17 protein-coding genes are annotated in these 20,782 nt (G+C 43.8%); 13 read left to right on the forward strand and 4 right to left on the reverse strand.

From position 1 onward, the window contains the following. The first annotated feature begins 152 nt into the window (after nt 1-152). The 7 genes from RM556_RS12315 to RM556_RS12345 all read left to right on the forward strand — a co-directional run bounded on the left by RM556_RS12315 (nt 153) and on the right by RM556_RS12345 (nt 7,497). Nucleotides 153-1,382, forward strand: a complete 1,230-nt coding sequence (locus tag RM556_RS12315) for a multidrug effflux MFS transporter (RefSeq protein ID WP_311374721.1) — start codon at nt 153-155, stop codon at nt 1,380-1,382. Between the two features lie 275 nt (nt 1,383-1,657). Next, nucleotides 1,658-4,447, forward strand: coding sequence for a monovalent cation/H+ antiporter subunit A (locus RM556_RS12320; RefSeq protein WP_311374722.1), 2,790 nt, complete (start codon nt 1,658-1,660; stop codon nt 4,445-4,447). Further along, nucleotides 4,447-4,812, forward strand: coding sequence for a Na+/H+ antiporter subunit C (locus RM556_RS12325; RefSeq protein WP_311362510.1), 366 nt, complete (start codon nt 4,447-4,449; stop codon nt 4,810-4,812). Before RM556_RS12320 ends, RM556_RS12325 begins: the two co-directional genes overlap by 1 nt. After that, nucleotides 4,809-6,335: a monovalent cation/H+ antiporter subunit D gene (locus tag RM556_RS12330; protein ID WP_311374723.1), complete on the forward strand. Its 1,527-nt coding sequence runs from the start codon at nt 4,809-4,811 to the stop codon at nt 6,333-6,335. The genes RM556_RS12325 and RM556_RS12330 overlap by 4 nt, the downstream gene beginning before the upstream one ends. A gap of 2 nt (nt 6,336-6,337) precedes the next feature. Then, on the forward strand, nt 6,338-6,832 hold the full coding sequence (locus tag RM556_RS12335; protein WP_311362508.1) for a Na+/H+ antiporter subunit E: 495 nt from the start codon (nt 6,338-6,340) through the stop codon (nt 6,830-6,832). Beyond that, nucleotides 6,826-7,095: a K+/H+ antiporter subunit F gene (locus RM556_RS12340; protein WP_311362507.1), complete on the forward strand. Its 270-nt coding sequence runs from the start codon at nt 6,826-6,828 to the stop codon at nt 7,093-7,095. Before RM556_RS12335 ends, RM556_RS12340 begins: the two co-directional genes overlap by 7 nt. A gap of 9 nt (nt 7,096-7,104) precedes the next feature. Then, on the forward strand, nt 7,105-7,497 hold the full coding sequence (locus RM556_RS12345) for a Na+/H+ antiporter subunit G (RefSeq protein ID WP_311362506.1): 393 nt from the start codon (nt 7,105-7,107) through the stop codon (nt 7,495-7,497). Nucleotides 7,498-7,652: 155 nt separating this feature from the next. Here the strand turns inward: RM556_RS12345 and ilvC are convergent, their stop codons facing one another. Beyond that, nucleotides 7,653-9,137: a ketol-acid reductoisomerase gene (ilvC, locus tag RM556_RS12350; RefSeq protein ID WP_311374724.1), complete on the reverse strand. Its 1,485-nt coding sequence runs from the start codon at nt 9,135-9,137 to the stop codon at nt 7,653-7,655. Between the two features lie 220 nt (nt 9,138-9,357). Between ilvC and ilvY the strand changes: the two genes are divergently transcribed. From ilvY to RM556_RS12365, 3 genes are all read left to right on the forward strand, one after another. Further along, entirely contained in the window at nt 9,358-10,224 is an 867-nt protein-coding gene (gene ilvY, locus RM556_RS12355) for an HTH-type transcriptional activator IlvY (RefSeq protein WP_311362504.1), read from the forward strand. A gap of 244 nt (nt 10,225-10,468) precedes the next feature. Next, on the forward strand, nt 10,469-10,903 hold the full coding sequence (locus RM556_RS12360) for a hypothetical protein (protein WP_311362503.1): 435 nt from the start codon (nt 10,469-10,471) through the stop codon (nt 10,901-10,903). Further along, complete coding sequence (locus tag RM556_RS12365; RefSeq protein WP_311362502.1) at nt 10,900-11,094, forward strand: helix-turn-helix transcriptional regulator; 195 nt, start codon at nt 10,900-10,902, stop codon at nt 11,092-11,094. Before RM556_RS12360 ends, RM556_RS12365 begins: the two co-directional genes overlap by 4 nt. A 19-nt stretch (nt 11,095-11,113) precedes the next feature. Here the strand turns inward: RM556_RS12365 and RM556_RS12370 are convergent, their stop codons facing one another. After that, nucleotides 11,114-12,685, reverse strand: a complete 1,572-nt coding sequence (locus tag RM556_RS12370) for a YifB family Mg chelatase-like AAA ATPase (RefSeq protein WP_311374725.1) — start codon at nt 12,683-12,685, stop codon at nt 11,114-11,116. 347 nt (nt 12,686-13,032) lie between these two features. On the opposite strand from RM556_RS12370, the gene ilvD reads away from it, so the two are divergent. Then, nucleotides 13,033-14,880 carry a dihydroxy-acid dehydratase gene (gene ilvD, locus RM556_RS12375; protein WP_311374726.1) on the forward strand — a complete coding sequence of 616 codons (1,848 nt, stop codon included), beginning with the start codon at nt 13,033-13,035 and terminating at the stop codon, nt 14,878-14,880. A 48-nt stretch (nt 14,881-14,928) separates the two neighbouring features. After that, a complete protein-coding gene (gene ilvA, locus RM556_RS12380; protein ID WP_311374727.1) occupies nt 14,929-16,476 on the forward strand; it encodes a threonine ammonia-lyase, biosynthetic in 1,548 nt (515 codons plus the stop codon). Between the two features lie 158 nt (nt 16,477-16,634). On the opposite strand, the gene RM556_RS12385 is transcribed toward ilvA, so the two are convergent. Further along, entirely contained in the window at nt 16,635-18,554 is a 1,920-nt protein-coding gene (locus RM556_RS12385) for a Cache 3/Cache 2 fusion domain-containing protein (RefSeq protein ID WP_311374728.1), read from the reverse strand. A 240-nt stretch (nt 18,555-18,794) separates the two neighbouring features. Between RM556_RS12385 and RM556_RS12390 the strand changes: the two genes are divergently transcribed. Continuing rightward, complete coding sequence (locus tag RM556_RS12390; RefSeq protein WP_311362497.1) at nt 18,795-19,343, forward strand: hypothetical protein; 549 nt, start codon at nt 18,795-18,797, stop codon at nt 19,341-19,343. A 67-nt stretch (nt 19,344-19,410) separates the two neighbouring features. Here RM556_RS12390 and RM556_RS12395 read toward each other — a convergent pair whose 3' ends face one another. Then, nucleotides 19,411-20,778: an MFS transporter gene (locus tag RM556_RS12395; RefSeq protein WP_311362496.1), complete on the reverse strand. Its 1,368-nt coding sequence runs from the start codon at nt 20,776-20,778 to the stop codon at nt 19,411-19,413. Between the last annotated feature and the right edge of the window lie 4 nt (nt 20,779-20,782).

Here is a 20,782-nt window from a genome sequence, read left to right on the forward strand (position 1 = left end):
AATAAAAAGACTGACGGAAGATTCGACGAAAGCAAATTTTTTTGACAAGCGTAAAGGCACGTAATTAGTCAAGTAGGGCATGACTTTGTACTTGAATTGTGGAACAATTCGCGCCTATTTTTTGTACCACCATTATTTGTGAACCTGTATAAATGAGCCAAGCCGCGGTTAGCGTAGCCTCCAAAAAGCAATTGCCCCTACTAGAATTCATCGCCCTTATGGCGTTGTTGACCTCTCTCGTTGCCTTGAGCATCGATGCAATGTTGCCTGCCTTAGATATTATAGGTCAAGATCTCAACAGTCAGAGCACACAGCAAACGTATTTGGTCATTTCCTTATTCTTCGGTGGCATGGCGCTTGGGCAAATATTCTTCGGACCTTTCTCTGATGCTCGAGGTCGGCGACTCACGATTCTAGTCGGATTAATCATTTTTATAATGGGTACTTTTATTTGTTACTTTGCACAGTCAATTGAAGTGCTTCTGTTTGGGCGTTTAGTTCAGGCTTTCGGCGTATCAGGGCCACGTATTGCATCAATGGCGGTAATCCGAGACCAATATGCTGGTGATGCCATGGCAAGAGTCATGTCGTTTATCACGGTAATTTTTATCTTAGTACCTATGATAGCGCCATTGGTAGGACAAGCAGTAATGGAGCAGTTTCATTGGCGTGAAATTTTCACTGTATTTTGGATAGTGGCTGTTATTTCAGGCTTATGGTTTTTTCTTCGTCAAGGCGAAACCTTGCCAAGGGTTGAGCGGAAGCGCTTTGCTTGGCATCAGTTTTTCCGTTCTTGTTGGTGGTTGTTAAAGCAACGACAGGTGATGGGATATTCAGTAGCCATGGGTTTTATTTTTGGTTCATTCCTCGCCTATTTAAGCGGTTCTCAGACTATCTTCCAAGAAATATATGACACTGGAACATGGTTTCCACTTGTGTTTGCAACATTGGCTTTTTCAATCGGCCTTGCATCCTTATTTAACGGGATGATGGTAATGAAGTGGGGCATGCAATCGCTGTGTGATAAAGCGGTATTTTTCTCGATGGTGTTCGGTATAAGCTTAACTGTTGTCACAGTGCTGTATGACGGTATTCCTCCCATGGGCTTGTTCATTGGGATTATGTTTTTTGGTTTCTTTTTTATCGGTATGCTCTTTGGCAACCTGAATGCCATGGCGATGCTACCAGTAGGCCATATTGCTGGTTTAGGTGCTGCTTTTATTGGCTCTTTTACTAGTTTGTTAGCGGTGCCTATAGCAACATTCATCAATCAGTTCTTAGATAAAGATTTGACGCCAATTGCTTTGGGGTTTCTAGTATTTTCAGTCTTGTCCTTTTTTGCGGTGCAATTCGGCAAGAAACATGAAAAGGCGAACGTGTAAAAATAAAACTCGATCAAAAAGAGAACAACAATACACCAGCAAACGCACATTTATCTCGCCAGCCAATAGAAAGACTGACTATGCCACCAATATAGCTTAACAAAGTGAAACATATTGGCATTACGGGCTCAGGCATCTACACTTAGCATTATTGAGATCCCAAAAGGGTGAAAAATCGTAAGAAATACTCGACCTTAAAGATACATTCACAGTAAAGTATGTTCACTAAATAAAGCTTAATAAGCGAAAAATAAAAATTGGAGCAACAAACAACGATGAGCTTATTTTGGATAACAGCAATATTGCTGGTTGGTGTATTAGTGCCGGTAGTCACAGAGCGCTTCGGTCGTAGGATCAACACTTTATGTACAATGGTCGCTCCAGCCATTGGTCTTATTTATATTCTAAGCCTGCTGCCCAGTGTATTGGCAGGCAACACCGTCACTGAACATTTAGCATGGATTCCTTCTGTCGGCCTAACGCTATCAATGCGGCTTGATGGCCTAGCGCTTATGTTTGCCTTACTCATACTGGGTATTGGCCTACTGATAATTTTATATGCCCGCTATTATCTGTCAGAAAAAGAAGCCGTTGGCCGATTTTTCGCCTACTTGATATTATTTATGACGGCCATGCTGTCGATTGTATTGTCCAACAATGTTTTGCAGCTTTGGATGGCATGGGAAGTAACTAGCATCAGCTCGTTCTTACTTATCAGCTTTTGGTCAACAAAATCAGAGTCACGTAAAGGTGCTCGGATGGCCCTCACGGTAACGGGCGCTGGTGGTTTAGCTTTACTCGCAGGCTTGTTACTTGTGTCGGATATGGTCGGTAGTTATGAACTTAGCGTCATTTTAGCCAGTGGCGATTTAATTAGAGAGCACGCCTTATATCCTGTTGCGCTTATCCTTATTTTATTGGGTGCATTTACTAAGTCAGCCCAATTTCCTTTCCATTTTTGGTTGCCCCATGCGATGGCAGCACCAACACCGGTCAGTGCTTACCTGCACTCAGCGACAATGGTAAAAGCAGGCATTTTCTTATTAGCTCGGATGTATCCAGTATTGTCAGGCACTGAGATGTGGTTCTTGATTGTCAGTATGACAGGCCTAATCACCTTGTTAATTGGCGCTTATATCGCGCTGTTTAAGCATGACTTGAAAGGTCTACTGGCGTACTCGACGATCAGTCATTTGGGATTGATTACTTTGCTACTCGGCCTGGATACAAAACTCGCTGCTGTTGCTGCCTTGTTCCATATTATGAATCATGCAGTGTTTAAAGCGTCGTTATTTATGGCCGCGGGTATTATCGACCATGAGTCGGGGACGCGCGATATGCGTAAGTTGAATGGTTTGTGGCAGTTTATGCCATATACCGCGACACTGGCGATGGTGGCAGCTGCATCGATGGCTGGCGTGCCCTTATTTAATGGCTTTTTATCTAAAGAAATGTTCTTAGCGGAAACCTTGCATTCTTCAGCGCTCGGCTTCTTGTCTTGGGTTATTCCGGTACTCGCTACCTTGGCAGGCGTATTCGCTGTCGCTTACTCTATGCGATTTATTCACGATGTCTTCTTCAACGGTGAACCTAAAGACTTGCCGAAAACACCTCATGAGCCGCCTCGGTATATGAAGATTCCAATTGAAGTCTTGGTTGTACTTTGTCTATTGGTGGGAATATTCCCAGAGTACATAGTCGGCGATTTACTTGCATCGGCAGCGTCTTCAGTCGTCATTGGTGATTTGCCTTATTACAGTTTAGCTATTTGGCATGGGTTTAATATTCCCTTACTTATGAGTGCAATTGCGATTGTTGGTGGCTTGTTGATATACGCTTACCGACGCCATCTATATAGATTCCAAGCCAAATTTAAAGAGCCCGACGAAAAGCTAATTTTTGAAGCTTATGTGCAGCGAATGGTCAACAAAGCAACCAAAATTCATGAGTACTTCAGCAATGGTTCGCTACAACGTTATGTGGCGGCAATGTTATTTTTTACTATTGCGATTACCGCTGTACCTCTAATTAACTTAAACACAGTCAATCAACATTTACCTGATCAAGACATTAGTGGCGTCGAAATTACCGCGGCTATTATTTTATGCTTAAGCGCAATTGCGACCGTTATATATCATCGCAAGCGGATGCTCGCATTGGTCACCATTTCAGTCGTGGGCCTAATCACGTCTATCGCATTTGCACGCTTTTCCGCACCAGATTTAGCGCTAACCCAACTATCTGTTGAAGTAGTTACGGTTATTTTGCTCATGCTCGCACTCTACTTTTTACCACAGAAGACGGCGACAGAATCATCTCCGTCTCGCGTTGTTAGAGATCTCGCAATAGCTGCGTCGGTTGCAGGCTTAGTGGCGACAATTAATTACGCCTTTATTACACAACCACTGGACACTATTTCTGAGTTTTTCTTAGCGAATAGTAAAACAGGTGGTGGCGGCACCAACGCCGTGAACGTGATTTTGGTTGATTTTAGAGGGCTTGATACTCTTGGCGAGATTTTGGTGCTAGGTATCGCGGCCTTAGGTATATTTAAATTATTAGCTCGTGTGCGCTTATCGATGCCATCGGCTAATGAGAACGGTTTGGCTTGGTCTGAAGATCGCCATCCTCCAATCCTCACCATGATTTCGCAGAGCTTGTTACCTCTTGCTCTACTTGTATCGTTTTATATCTTTTTGCGCGGGCACAACATGCCAGGTGGTGGGTTCATCGCAGGGCTAATCACCTCTGTCGCCATCATTCAACAATATATTGCTCATGGGGTGGAATGGGTGAAACCACGCATTAAAGTCGATTATCAAACCCTAATATCTTTGGGTGTATTAATCGCTGCGCTCACCGGTGTAGGGTCTTGGTTCTTTGATAGACCATTTATGACGACTTGGTTTGATTACTTTGATATCCCATTCATTGGTGAAATTGAGCTTGCTAGCGCCCTCATATTTGATTTGGGTGTTTACTTAACCGTAGTAGGTGCCACCCTACTGATTTTAGCCAACCTAGGTAAGCTCACCTCGGTTCATCGCCCAACTGCGGAGGAATAATGGAAACTGTATACGTCATTTGTGTGGGTGTGCTGACATTTTGTGGGGTGTTTTTATGCCTTCGTGGTCGCACATTTTCAGTCGTTGTGGGCCTAACTATGCTCTCTTATGCGGTTAACTTATTTTTGTTTTCAAGCGGACGCTTAAGCTTAGATGGTGCTGCCATTCTGGGGATGGCTGATGAATATGCAGATCCCTTACCCCAAGCACTTACTCTCACAGCGATCGTGATCGGTTTCGCCATGATTGCTTTTGTGGTGATTCTGGCAATAAGAGCTCGCGCTGACTTAGGTAACGACTTTGTGGATGGTACTAACCCTCCTGACACCGACAAACTGGTGAAAAAGGAAGAGGAAAAGGCATGACTCTACATTTGGCAATCCTGCCTATTTTAATTCCTATGATTGGTGGCTTACTGATGTTGTTGCCACCTTTTGCTGGTGTCAAAAGGTATCAGCTCAGACGTGCCGCAGCCTTAATACTGGTGATGGCGCAACTGGCTTGTGCGATAGTGCTCATGCTTAGCGTGGTCAAGAATGGCGCGATCATGTATGCAGTGGGTGACTGGCAGCCACCTTTTGGTATTATTTTGTATGCTGATAAGCTTTCGGTGATGCTGATAGCATTAGGTAGCGTATTGGGTCTAGGGGTTACCTTATACTCGTTTGCAGGTAGTGACAGAGAAGGGAAGTACTTTCATCCTCTGGTCCAATTCCAGCTATTAGGCATTTATGGCGCGTTTTTAACAAATGACCTGTTCAATCTATTTGTATTCTTTGAAGTCTTATTGATAGCCTCCTATACCTTACTGATTCATGGCGGAGGCAAGCAAAAAACGGCTGCAAATGTACATTATGTGATTTTAAACCTCATCGGCTCGAGTATTTTCTTGTTTGCGCTTGGTACACTTTATGGTGTTACAGGTACCTTGAATATTGCCGATATGGCGATGCGCATAAGCGAACTAAATCAAAGCGAGGCGCTCATCGCACAAGCGGGTGGCGCGCTCATGTTGATCGTTTTTGGTTTGAAGTCCGCTATGTTACCGATGCATTTCTGGCTGCCTCAAACTTATTCCGTTGCGAGTGCACCCATCGCTGCCTTGTTTGCAATAATGACCAAAGTTGGTGTGTATTGTATTTTCCGTGTGTATACCGTGATTTATGGAGATCAAGCGGGCCAGTTAGCCAATGTTTTTCATGATTGGATTTGGCCATTAGCGATTCTTTCGATTATTGCGGGCACAATTGGTGCGCTAGCGAGTGCTAATTTGCGCATGTTAATCGGTAACCTGGTGATTGTATCGGTAGGCACATTGCTGATTTCCTTTGCCCTGGGCACGCCTGAGGCAACTGCTGCTGGGCTTTTATATTTGGTACACAGTACACTTGTTACCGCCGCCCTATTTTTAATTGCTGACATGTTGAGTAAACAAAGAGGCAAAGCCTTAGATTACTTTGTGATTTCAAGAAAAATAAAGCAACAGGCCCTCTTAGGCATTATCTTCATCGTCGCCGCTATGGCTGTCGCGGGCTTACCTCCGTTTTCTGGGTTCCTAGGCAAGCTTGTGATATTACAATCCGTTACCTTAGCTGACGAGAGAGTGTGGGTATGGAGCGTTATTTTACTATCGAGCCTTATGACGATTATTGCGCTCTCTCGGGCAGGTACTACATTATTTTGGCGGTCTACGCCAAGTAACGACAACGATGATGGTGCTGGCGTGTCAAAATGGCAATTAAGTGGCGCCTTATTACTTCTGGGTGCATCGCCAATGCTGAGTATTTTTGGTGCTAGTGTGATTGAATACACCAATAGCGCGGCTATCCAGCTGCATGATATTGATTACATCATCAACATCATGAAACTCGACACAGGGGGCAAATAATTATGTTAGCTCGTTTATTCCCCATGCCATCTCACAGTCTAATGTTGCTAATAGTCTGGTTAATGTTAAACACCACGCTAAGTTTAGGTCATATTCTCTTAGGCAGTGTTCTTGCCATTGTCATCCCGCTTATTTGTGCGCCGTTGCGAGTGCCACAGCCTAAGATTAAGCGACCTTTTAAGGCGATGTTATATGTTCTAGTGGTATTAACAGACATTGTTGTTGCTAACGTGCAGGTAGCCTTATTAGTTGTTGGCCCGCAAAGGAAAATCAAACCAGGATTTGTAGCAATTCCCTTAGATTTAACTGATGTGTTACCCATTACCGTTCTTGCTAGCACAGTAACCATGACCCCAGGTACGGTTAGCGGCGAACTTTCTAGCGATAAAAAGTGGCTCTATGTTCATGTATTAGATATGCCTGACAACGAACAAGATGTCATTGACTTGGTGAAGAACCGTTATGAGGCGCGCGTAAAGGAGATTTTCGGATGCTAGATATTGCCGTTGTAATTGTGGCAGTTATGTTATGTATTGCCTTGGTGCTGAATTTGTGGCGTTTGGTGATAGGGCCTCACGTTATTGATCGCATACTTGCGCTTGATACTATGTACATCAACAGCATTGCTCTTATCTTGTTGTACGGTATTTTTAATGAGACACCCTTGTATTTCGAAGCTGCGTTACTGATAGCCATGCTTGGCTTTGTGAGCAGTGTAGCGTTTGCTAAGTATTTGTTGCGCGGCGATATCATTGAATAGGAGACACCCATGAGTTTTATAGCGGAACTTACCATCTCGATACTCCTAGTCTTAGGTGGCCTTTTTGTGCTTATCGGCTCTATTGGCTTGTTGCGACTACAAGACCTTTACGTGCGCTTGCATGCACCGACTAAAGCGACGACTCTCGGTTTAGGCGGTATCCTTATTGGTTCAATGGTTTACATGTACACCCAGAATGGTTATATAAGCGTTAATGAGTTACTCATTACTTTATTTTTAGTAATTACTGCGCCAGTGACTGCTCATATTTTAGCAAAGGCGGCCATGCACCATCGTGTAAAAATGATGGAGCGCACGCGCAATCAACACTTGGTCGAGCGTGCCCGTATGCAGCTACCGCCTGCTGAAGAGTCGGAAACAACAAACGACGACATAAAATAATTACGCTCTAGAAAATAAAAAGCCCGACCAAAAAGGCCGGGCAAAAGGAGCTAATTAAAGCACCTAACGACAGAAAAGGTGTGAAACTACTTAAGCTTTACATCGATTAACCATCCATCACACTAGGGATTAAAAAATGTGATGGATGGTCGAATCTATGCACTTTCCACAATAGCTTTCATATCGGTCATGTATCCGCGAAGTTCTTCGCCTATACTTTCCACGCCATGAGAACGAATTGCTTTGTTCACTTCAACTAGTTTCATATTGTCCACGCCCATGGACTGATTTGCTAAACCGCCACCAATGTGTTCAGCAGTAATCTTTGGCATCACTTTCTCTGACAATAATGGCACTGCTGCGTTCGCAAACAAATAGTTACCATATTCTGCAGTGTCAGAAATCACGACGTTCATTTCATACAAACGCTTTCTTGCAATGGTGTTAGAAATCAAAGGTGTTTCATGCAACGATTCGTAGTACGCTGATTCTGGTAGGATGCCGGCTTCAACCATGACATCAAACGCTAACTCAACACCTGCTTTTATCATTGCGACCAACAAAATGCCTTTATCGAAAAATTCTTGGTCTGAGATTTTGCCACTGAACTCAGGCGCATTTTCGAATGCACTTTGCCCAGTTTCTTCGCGCCACTTCAATAAGTTCGCGTCGTCATTTGCCCAATCTTCCATCATTGTCTTGCTAAATTCGCCACCAATGATGTCGTCTTGATGTTTTTCAAACAAAGGACGAAGAATTGTTTTCATTTCTTCAGAGAGGTCATGCGCAATGATTTTTGCAGGGTTTGACAACCTGTCCATCATGTTGCTTACACCACCAATCTTTAATGCTTCGGTAATTGCTTCAAGGCCATACTGAACCAAGGCACCGGCATAAGCCGCGTCAACGCCGTCGGCAATCATCTTATCGTAGGCTAGGATTGCTCCTGCTTGCTGCATACCACATAAAATGGTTTGCTCGCCCATAAGATCAGACTTCACTTCAGCAACGAATGAGCTTTCGAGCACACCTGCACGGTCGCCGCCAGTTGCTGATGCAAGTGCTTTAGCAATCGCCCAACCTTTGCTTTCGGGATCGTTCTCTGGGTGAACAGCAATCAAGGTTGGCACGCCGAACCCACGCTTGTATTCTTCTCTCACTTCCGTACCTGGGCACTTTGGTGCACACATCACAACAGTGATGTCTTCGCGAATTTGTTGGCCTTCTTCAACGATATTGAAACCATGTGAATAACCTAAGGTTGCGCCTTTTTTCATTAAAGGCATAACCGCTTCAACAACGCTTGAATGCTGCTTGTCAGGCGTAAGGTTGTAAACTAAATCGGCTTCTGGGATAAGATCTTGGTATGTTCCGACTGTAAAGCCGTTAGATGAAGCCCGTTGATATGACTCACGCTTTTCATCTATAGCTGCTTGGCGAAGCGCATAACTGACGTTCAAGCCAGAATCTCTCATGTTCAAACCTTGGTTTAAACCTTGTGCGCCGCAACCTACTATCACGATCGATTTACCTTTCAAGTAATCGCAGCCTTCTGCGAACTCATCTCTGTGCATGAAACGGCAGCGACCTAGTTGGTCGAGCTGTTTGCGCAATGGTAATGTGTTGAAATAATTAGTCATTTAATACTCTATATAATTCTGAATCTGCTTTTTAAGCATCTAACGCGAACAAGAAAATGAATGCACTGTTCCGCGTCTTATTTTTGTGTCCGTGACGACATGCTTGAATCTTATTTTATGAAAGTTGTTTTATAAAGTGATATATTTGAAATGTAATGTTTCAAATAATGAAACGAAGCAGGTTTTTCAGCGCTAATAGTTATAATAAGGTAAGTATGAAATGGAGTTAAAGGCCTTACAAATGTACCGGCACCTGGCCAAGAGTTTGCACTTTGGAAAGACGGCAGAAGCTATGTTTGTATCACCACCCACTTTATCGAGGGCTATTTCTCGTTTAGAGGAAGAGTGCGGAGCGACGCTGTTTGTGCGGAATAATCGTAGTGTTAAACTCACTGCTGCAGGAGAGCGCTTTTTGGCGTTTGCTGAACAAACTCATGAAGCTTGGTTACAAGTACGAACAGATATAGGTTATCAACAAACACAGCTGAGTGGCTCATTGGCATTCTATTGTTCGGTAACCGCCAGCCAAAGTCACTTACCTGACTTATTGGATAAACTTGACGCCCGCTATCCACAAATTGAGCTTAAATTAGATACGGGTGATCATGCATTGGCCCTTGATTACGTGCAACAACATAAGGCGGATATGGCGATTGCCATTCACACACCAGATTTTCCTCAACACGTTGGCTTCCAAAAAATAGATAGCGTTCCTTTAGTCTTAATTGTACCTAAGGCCGTGAATGCCACAAAAATCAGTGACATTGTTTGGCGTGATCATAAAGTGGTTATGCCAGGCACTGGGCCATCGAAAAGGATAATTCACCATTGGTTTACAGAGTTGGGTGTAAAGCCTCGGGTTTACGCCAGCGTTTCGGGTAACGAAGCCATTGTTAGTATGGTTGCGCTGGGCCTAGGTGTTGGCTTTGTTCCAAAGATCGTACTCGATAACTCAGTAGCAAAAAGCAAAGTAAGCAGTATTGAGGTGCCAAGCATTGAGCCTTACTCACTAGGTCTTTGCTATCTTAGAGAGCGAGCAAATGAATCTGTTTTAAAAGCACTCTTATCGCTCTTTATAAACACGTAGCTTTCTACAGTTCACTTTGGTATCAATCGATTTTTTATCTATCCCCCTTTCTCACATTGTTTGCTTTTCGAAACAAAATGTAAAGCATGCTTGACTTTAAGTAAAAGCAAAGCTATCTTGTCATTAAGTAAAGGACGCTTTACTTTTTGTTTGAATGCTGTCTGCACTTTGCACTATCTGTTTTGTTTAAGCAGAACAAGTGTCTGACAGCATATCCATTAACAATGTATAAAGTGAGCAAAATATGACTACACAAGAAATGAACAAAAATACTCCTGGTGAAAGCATGAAGTCGAAGACACGTCGCAATACTAAGCAACTCGCCCTGTGGACAGGTCTTTGGTTAGTGAGTTTGGCGCTAGTTGCCTTCGGTCCAAAGTTTTTATGGGACTTTCATACCGTCGTTACTGTTTGTACCGTGATCACCAACCTGGTAATGGGTTACAAAATGATCATGGCGAATAAGCAACACCTCCAAGATTTGGATGAATTGCAACAGCGCATTCAGCTAGAAGCGATGGCTTTGTCATTAGGCATTAGCATGGTTTTTGGCGCGATATTTGGCTTAATCGAAGGCATTCGACTAGTGACATTTTCACCTAATCCTTCAGCAATTTTATTCGTCATGGGCATTACTTATTTTGTAGGCGTACTGTTCTCTACAAGGAAGTACGCATGAAAAATCGATTTAAAGTACTGCGAGCAGAGCGAGATTGGACACAAGCCGATCTTGCTGATGCGCTAGATGTTTCAAGGCAAACGATCATCGCGATAGAAAAAGGGAAGTATGACCCTAGTTTGTCTCTGGCCTTTAAAGCCGCGAAACTATTTAGTATGACTGTTGAGGATATATTCCAAGCCGAGGAGTAAAGCGAGTTTTATAGCGTTACTAGATTTCGGTTAATTCATTTAACATACGGTCGAAGCTTCTGAAGCTAAGGGCTTCGGCCAAGTGTTGTTGATTCACCCGTTCTGCTCCCTCCAGATCTGCTATGGTTCGAGCAACTCGCATAGTCCGGTGGTATGCACGCATCGACAGTTGCATGGTCTCCATGGCCTTAGCCAAAAATACGCCTTCCAATTCAGTAAGGGGGCAATATTGATTAATTTCATTCGTATTCAAGGCTTTATTCAAGCGACCTTGTCGCTGTAGTTGCGCTGCTTGGGCCTTTATTACTCTTGCGAGAACCTGCGCACTGTTTTCTACTTTAAGGCTTCCATTCTGTTTTCCACCTTCTACAGGTTTGCTTCTTAGTGTTTTGCCTAAATCGACTTTAGGCACATTTACCTGTAAATCGATACGGTCTAGAAAGGGCCCTGAAATACGATTGAGGTATTTTAGTACTTGATCAGGGCTAGCTCGATTGTCGTCGATATCACCGGTAGGGCTTGGATTCATTGCTGCTACTAACTGAAAATCAGCTGGATACACCACTTTTTGTGCTGCCCGCGAAATATTAATTTCACCGGTTTCCATCGGTTCGCGCAACACGTCTAATATGTGCCGGCCAAACTCAGGTAACTCATCTAAGAATAATATACCGTTATGGGCTAACGATATTTCTCCGGGTTTAGGGTAGCTACCACCGCCAACTAAGGCTGTTGCAGAACTAGTATGATGAGGCTGACGGAAGGTGCGTTGACGCCAAGTGTCTGGGCAAATAGCTTCGCCAGAAATAGAGCGAATAGCTGCGGATGCCAATGCCGATTCCTCGTCTAGCTCTGGTGTAATTGAAAGTAAGCGATTTGCTAACATGCTCTTGCCCGTGCCAGCTGGACCAAAAAATAGAAGGTTGTGCCCGCCAGCCGCCGCTATTTCTAGCGCCCTTTTCGCATGTTGCTGGTCGATAATATCGGCGATATCGTTGTTTGCGTGCTCGGTACTTAGCATATTGGCTTCTTCAATACTCTTGCTTGTGCTGGCCTGAACAATATGTGCCTGAAGTTTTTGTTTACCCGTTAGATGCAAGTACACGTCTACGAGGGACCCTGCAGCAATGATATGTGCTTTGCTTACCAAACTAGCTTCATTGCCATTATCCTTGGGCAAAATAAGTTGGCGATCCGATTTTGAAGCGGCAAATGCCATCGGTAAGGCACCTTGAATGGGACGCAATTTGCCCGACAGTGCAAGCTCACCAATAAACTCGAATTGACTCAAATCTACTCTTTTGAGTTGGTCGCTAGCGGCGATAATGCCAATCGCGATGGCAAGATCGAATCGACTACCACCTTTTGGCAGATCTGCTGGGGCCATGTTTACAGTGATTCTCTTAGCTGGAAATTCGAAGTCAGCATTGATCAAAGCGCTGCGCACACGGTCACGTGATTCCTTCACAGTAGTTTCAGGTAAACCAACCAAATTAAAAGCGGGTAAACCATTCGAAAGATGAACTTCGATAGTCACCAATGGAGCCTCAACGCCTAAGTTGGCTCTCGTGTAGACGACAGATAATGACATATGCAGTCCTTTGCATAATAGGATAATGTGAGAATGATAGCGTTTAAAGGGAAGGATTGAAGCTGAACCCAAGGACGTTTTCTTTAATAAGAGCTTGCGAAGCTAGATAAAATAAGGCACATTTGTCGAGTGACGACAATCTGAATCAAATTTTTAAGCATCTTCGTAGTTTCCCTTTTGGCTGTGTTAAACCGCCGAAGGTAGCCAGAGCGAGGGCGCAGCGCGTTGTTAAAATAGTGGCAAACACTTTTTTAACAAGCACCTATCACCCTCCTGATGCGAGGGTTTTTTTGTTTTAAAGCCCACCAAATTTTAAATTAGTTAGCTAAAAGATTGAGGATACAAACATGCCTAAGTTACGCTCAGCAACCACGACACAAGGTCGCAATATGGCAGGCGCTCGCGCATTGTGGCGAGCGACGGGAATGAAAGATAGTGATTTTGGAAAGCCAATTATTGCCGTTTCCAATTCGTTCACCCAATTCGTGCCGGGGCATGTTCACCTAAAAGACATGGGGCAATTAGTTGCTCGTAGTATCGAAGCTGCGGGTGGTGTAGCGAAAGAATTCAACACCATCGCTGTTGATGATGGCATTGCAATGGGTCACAGTGGCATGCTCTACAGTCTGCCATCACGAGAGATTATTGCAGATTCTGTTGAGTATATGGCGAATGCTCATTGTGCAGATGCACTCGTATGTATTTCAAATTGCGACAAGATCACCCCCGGAATGCTGATGGCTGCTATGCGTCTGAATATTCCAGTCGTATTTGTATCTGGTGGCCCAATGGAAGCCGGTAAAACAAAGCTAAGCGATCAAATTATCAAGCTAGACTTGGTTGATGCCATGGTGGCGGCTGCGGATGACAAAGTGTCACAGGAAGATTCTGATGAAATTGAACGTTCTGCTTGCCCGACTTGCGGTTCCTGTTCAGGCATGTTCACTGCCAATTCAATGAACTGCTTAACCGAAGCGCTCGGCTTATCCTTGCCAGGCAATGGTTCAATGTTAGCAACACATGCTGATCGTGAGGGTTTGTTTAAACAGGCGGGGGTTGAAATTGTCGAGCTATGTAAACGCTGGTACGGTGATAACGATCCATTAGCTCTTCCGCGTAATATTGCAAATTTCAATGCCTTCGAAAATGCCATGAGTCTTGACATTGCGATGGGCGGCTCTACCAATACTATTCTGCATTTGCTAGCGGCTGCAATTGAAGGTGAAGTTGAATTCACGATGGACGACATTGACCGTTTATCTCGCAAAGTACCACATTTATGCAAAGTTGCTCCGGCTACACCGCAGTATCATATGGAAGATGTGCATCGGGCCGGTGGTGTGATGGGCATTTTAAATGAGTTGAACAAAGCGGGTTTGCTGCATGGGGACAACCCACATGTCTTAGGTAAAACAATGTCTGAAGTCATCAGTGACTGGGATATTACCGACGAGAAGAACCAAAAGGCACTGGAGTTTTATAAGGCAGGCCCGGCAGGTATTCGCACAACCAAAGCATTTAGCCAAGATTGCCGCTACCCAAGCGCGGATATAGACAGAGAAGCTGGCTGTATTCGCAATATCGATAATGCCTATAGCCAAGAAGGTGGTCTAGCAGTGTTGTTTGGTAATTTAGCCGAAGACGGATGTATCGTGAAAACGGCCGGCGTTGACGAGTCTATTCATCAGTTTACGGGGCCTGCTCGAGTTTATGAAAGCCAAGATGATGCTGTGGCAGGGATTCTAAATGATGAAGTGAAGTCTGGCGAAGTAGTGGTGATTCGCTATGAAGGACCAAAAGGTGGACCGGGTATGCAAGAGATGTTGTACCCGACCTCTTATTTGAAGTCCAAAGGCTTGGGGAAAGAGTGCGCTCTGATCACCGATGGGCGCTTCTCTGGTGGCACATCGGGTTTATCTATTGGTCACTGCTCACCAGAAGCCGCTTCGGGTGGTGGCTTAGGCTTAGTTGAAAATGGTGACACAATTGCTATTGATATTCCTAATCGCTCAATGAACTTGGTCGTTGATGAAGCTGAATTAACAGCACGTCGTGACGCTATGAACGCGTCGGCAAACCCATGGAAACCAGTTGATCGCAAGCGCGAAGTCACAACCGCTTTGAAAGTCTTCGCTATGTTAGCGACCAGTGCTGACAAAGGCGCAGTTCGCGATCCTTCAAAATTGGAATACTAATGCAGAATTGTTTTACCGTTAAATCATGCCAAGATCTAGGGAGCCTTTGTGACTGAAGTTGACCAAAATGCGTATCAATATCTCACTAAGATCTTGTCAGCACCCGTATACGAAGCCGCTGTAAACAGTGACTTAGACTACATGACAAAGCTTTCCAGTGAGCTGAAAAATCGTGTTTATTTAAAGCGAGAAGATCAGCAGCCAGTGAAGTCGTTTAAGATTCGCGGTGCTTATAATTGTATTCGCCAGCTTAGCGATGAGAAAAAGCAAGCGGGAGTGGTAGCCGCATCAGCTGGCAATCATGCTCAAGGCGTAGCATATGCCGCTCGAGCACTAAAGATTAAAGCAACGATCGTAATGCCAGAAACAACACCCGATATCAAAGTGGATGCGGTAAAACGCTTTGGTGGCGCAAACGTTAACGTAGTGCAGTATGGAACGAGCTTCGACCAAGCAAGCGATATGGCGAAGGTGTTATGCAAGGAGCATGGATATTCTATGATCCCGCCATTCGACCATCCTGACGTGATTGCAGGGCAAGGCACTATTGCTAAAGAAATGCTTGAGAAAAACCCCAACCTTGAATACTTATTTGTTGCTGTCGGTGGCGGTGGACTTGCGGCTGGCGTTGCAATTTATATCAAGCAGCTTCGTCCGGATATCAAAATTATTGGTGTCGAATCAGTGGAATCTGCCTGTTTAAGTGCAGCGTTGGAAAAAGGTGAGCCTGTCACTCTGCCAACCGTGGGAATTTTTGCTGACGGTGTGGCGGTAAAAACGATTGGCAGCGAACCTTTTCGCATCTGCCAAGAGCATCTTGATGATGTCATAACGGTAAGCAACGATGAAATTTGCGCGGCTATTAAAGATATTTTTGATGATACAAGAGTGATTGCTGAACCTGCTGGCGCTCTATCCATTGCGGCTATTCGCAAGTACACCAAACAGTACAAGCTTCAAGGTGCAGTCATTGGCGGTATATTGTGTGGCGCGAATATTAACTTCCATACCTTGCGTTATGTGTCTGAACGTTGTGAGTTAGGTGAGCAAAAAGAGGCTGTTTTCGCTGTAAAAATCCCAGAAACAAAAGGCGCATTTAAGGCTTTTTGTGCCATGTTAGGTGGTATCACCATTACAGAGTTCAACTACCGCTATGCAAAGGGCGAACAGGCTAATATTTTTGTAGGTGTGAAGTTAAAAAGAGGCAATGCTGAGTTACAAAGCTTATTGAAGAAGCTCAATAAAAACGGTTACGAGTGTTTTGATATGTCAGATAACGAACTTGCCAAATTGCATGTTCGACATATGGTGGGTGGTAAACCACAAAGCCAGATTAATGAGCATATTTTTTCATTCGCTTTCCCAGAGTATCCAGGCGCACTAATGCGATTCTTAGAGGGGTTAGGGGAAGAGTGGAATATTACGTTGTTTCACTATCGAAATCATGGGGCTGCAGAAGGCTTAGTATTAGCAGGGTTCGATATTGACGATAACAAGCGTAGTTTGTTTGATGGGCATGTGGCGGAACTAGGTTTTGATGTGCATGAACACCAAGATAACTTAGCTTATAAACTTTTCTTATCAGGGCAAGAGTAGGCTTAATCCTACGATGTTCTTCATTGCAGTGTTGCTCGTCATTCCAACACTACAGCGTCATTCCTGCGAAATTCGTCATTCCTGCGAAATTCGTCATTCCTGCGAAATTCGTCATTCCTGCGAAGGCAGGAATCCCAAACTCAAATCAAGGCAAATTGTTACACCTTATAAACATCCAATAAGTTACGCATATCGCCAACGAGACTAGAGAGCTCATCACACATAATCTTCATTTCATTAGCACTTACGTTGTTTTGATTGCTAATGACATTAACTCGGTCGATGCCTTGTTTGATGTCAATTGAGACTTGTTTTTGCCGACTTGTCATTTCAGCTGTTGCGCTATTCAATAACTTGATTTCATCAACGGCTTTTAGGGCTTGTTGCAGTACTTCACCTGTTTTGGTTGTCGATTCTACGGTTTCCATGGCTGATGTTTTGTTGGCAGCCATTGCAGTTGAGGCTTCTTTGCTGCCAGCTTGAAGTTTTTCGATCATTACCCGTATTTCTTCTGTTGATGTTTGTGTTCTGCTTGCTAACGAACGAACTTCATCAGCAACAACAGCAAAGCCTCTTCCTTGCTCACCCGCTCTTGCTGCCTCAATAGCAGCATTTAACGCGAGCAGGTTAGTCTGCTCAGCAATGTTTCTAATGACATCCATTACGCCACTTATTTCTTCACTGGAGCGAGCCAACTCTTCAATGACAGAAACAGAACTTTCAGTATTGGACGCTTGTGTTTGAATATCTGCAATGGTTTTTGCGAGGGTACTAACGCTTAAATTCGTTTCTTTATCGGCGCTAATAGCGGCTTCGTCAGCTTTATTGGTGTTCTCCTCAACGATAACTGCTTGTCGCTCTAACTCAGTTGCTGAGTCAGCCATGTTGACAGCCTCAGTACTTAGTGTTTTTACAGAAGAGTGAGTAGCCGTAGCTAATTCATTTAGTGCTAGTGTTTTTTCAATGAGTGAATTTGAAATGGTTTGTACTTCCGTGATGGTCAACTGTACTTTCTCAAATAAGCGATTGAGACCTTTGGCCATCTCACCAAACTCGTCCTTTTCATCCTCACTGAATCTGAGGCTCAAGTCACTGCGTCCTGAAGCTATCTCGTTTATAGAGTCGATGTAATTTGCTATTCGCTGTCCGACAATTTTATTTAGCAGTAAATATACTGTTCCTAAGACGAGGAGCCCTAAAATGAGTTGCCTTAAAATTGCCCCAAAGACACTTGATAATACATTAGAAGAAATTTCTGATTTGCTTGCTCCAATAATTACCTGATAACCCCATTTCTTGTAGTCAATAGTCGTTAGTTCCCAATCATCAGGACTAGACATTGCTTGTTTAACAGAATCAATTTTCATGTGGTTTGAATGGGCACGAACTTGCCTTTTTGCGTCAAGTAAAACGACAAATCCTTGTTCCAATATTCGGCCTGATTCAATGATACTTTGAATCACTTTGAGGTCGGCTGAGTAACCAACATACCAAATCCCAATGGTGTCTCCATTTGGGTTTTGTAAAGGCGCATACCCTGTCAAATAGGGTTTGCCTAGAATATCTACTTGTCCATAAAAAGGTTTACCTCCGTTGATATTCACAATTGCTTTGCCGCTTGGACTGAGCTTTGTGCCAATTGCTCGCTGGTCATCTTTTATTACATTGGTGGCAATTCTTATGTAGTCGCTTCCGGTCTTACTGAAGATTGTTGCCGTACCATCCATAATATTTGTCAGTTCATCAACGAGAGTAAAGTTGTTGCCTTGGCCGCTATCACCCAAAAATAAGTTGTTTGCTACCACTCCGTTCACCTGAACCTGTCCTTGTTGGGTAGCCGCACCTAGCTCTTTGCCCATTTTTTGGAGCAGTCGCATGCTATTCTGCACGCGCTTCGCCATAATTTCGTCAGTGGTATCTAGTACATCAAGTACATGTTTGGTTTGCTTTGAAACCTCTGAGTCTATATCTGCTCGCGTCTGACTAGCTTGTTCTATAGCACTAATCACCGCCAGTATAATTGTAAAAATACAAATAACAGATGCTACGTAGTAGAAAAACTTTTTCTGTATTGTCATGTTGGCTACCTAGATATGGACAGTTGGTTTTTGTATCTAATAAGCGTAGCAAAACATATACCAATTGCTGGATAACTTTCGATTACGGTGACAAGTTTTTTTACACTTTTTGAAATTTTAGATAGGAAAATTTGAGTTACTCTCACTAAGTATATGAACTTTAGGCTATAAATACTAAAGGCTTGAATGTTGCATAAATGTTAAACGTACCCAGTTAGGGCCAACAAAAAAGAGATAATTATGACTAAATTTAAATTAATTTGTGCATCCTTTGCGTTATTATTAATTAGTGCGGGAGCAAATGCGTCACTCATCACAGGTTGGACCGTTTCGGGTCCGGACTCTCCTACTGCTACTCAGACACAGTTTAACTCGTGGAATTTAGCGTATAACAGCACTAGATTAGCTGGAGATCCAGTAACATTCATTGCTTCTGCTACAGTAGTAGATAGCGGAGATTATACGTTTGATTGGAACTTTAAGGGATTCCACGCATTCTTCAATGTTACAGCTTTCCTAAGAACCAGCTTAAGCGACGTGTTGGTAAATGCAGGCCCAAGTAATTGTTGCTCGACGCCTTCCAATGGGTTCGATTATTCCGGCGTTTATACATTCGATAACGTAAATGCGGGAGACGTAATTAGTTTCACTTTTGGTGGAGACAATTTTGATAGCAACTCTGCAATACGAGGTTCATTGACTCTAACTCAAGATGTTTCAGCGCCATCTGTATTTGCGCTTTTGGTGTTAGGTTTTGGCGTATTATTAGTGCGTAGAATCAAAAAATAGCAAATAAAATAAGGCCTATCATGCAAACTAAGCGTCGTAGGCCTTTTCTTCTCCATCCATACAAACTTTATTGTCTTCCCCGCACCGCCGAAAATAAGCACGCAATGACGACAAAACTTAAAGACATTTTGAGTGCTAAGGAAACCGTCAGCATTAATGCTGGGTTTTGTTCTGGGGTGAAAGTTGCGTCACCGATGTAATGGTGCATCATCAGGTTCACTAGGCTCATTCCCACTAAGTTCCCAATAGTGCGAGATAGGTTCATAGAGGCGGATGCAACACCCACTTCTTGCTCGTTGACTGCACCCATAATTGCACTGTTATTTGGGGTGGAGAATAAGCCAAAACCTAAGCCTACCAACGCTAAACCTGCGCCAATAAATGCAGGCTGGCTATTCACGTCAATTTGATTAAGCATAATGAAGCCACACGCCACTATAAAACAACCAGAAGTAGCGACGATACGGGGCTGGAATCGGTCTGAAAGCTTGCCTGCAAAAGGCGCAACGATTGCCATGCAAAGCGCTTGCAATAGAAGTATCTGGCCAGCTTCGGCAGGGCTTAAACCGTTCACATATTGTAGATATAAGCTTAGCAAGAAGATGATGGCGAAGTTGCTAGCATACATGAGTAGTGAGGTTGAGAGTGAAAGGCTAAATACACGGCTCTCTTTGAACATTTGTACGCGAATAAGCGGCTGCTTTACATAGCGCTGGTGTTGAATAAAGCCTAATAAACTTAAAACAGCAACACCCAGCAGTCCAATGCCTAAGACACTCGGAAGCTTGCTGAACCCGTAAACCAGAGAGCAAGAAAATAGAATGAATATGGCCGAACCGATCCAATCAAAGCGAGAGTGGTGGTCATTCTTCCAATCACCAGGCAAATAAACTTTGATATACACTAGAAGAGCAACAACCAAAGGAATTTGGAAATAAAATACCGAACGCCAGCCTAGCAGTTCGGTCAACCAACCACCCAATGCGGGTGCCAAAGTAAGGCCGATATATACACATGAAGCAACAATGCCCAGTGCCGTTCCCCGTTTGTTTGAGGGCGCAACGGCTGTGATAATTGCGACTCCGGTTCCAAATATCATTGCGCCAGAAGCGCCCTGTATGAAACGCCAAAACAAAATCCAATCGATATTCGTAGCAATTGCGCACATTCCCGCCGCTATGGCGTTAAGTGCAAGTCCCCATACATATATTCGTTTACGGCCGTAATTGTCGGCAATTTTGCCGAAGGGAAGCATTAAAGCTACATTGCTTAAAATATATAGAGTAGGCAGCCATGCTACCTTTATCGCATTTGCTTGAAGGTCTTCGGCAAGTGCTGGTATGGCGACGTTTACCGCAGCCATACCCATAGGTGCTATCAAATAACCTGCGCAAACAGCGATAAGTGCGATAGTGTCGAGTGGTAGTTTACGCAAAGAC

It is taken from the genome of Alteromonas sp. W364, assembly GCF_031846205.1.
GTDB lineage: Bacteria > Pseudomonadota > Gammaproteobacteria > Enterobacterales > Alteromonadaceae > Glaciecola > Glaciecola blandensis.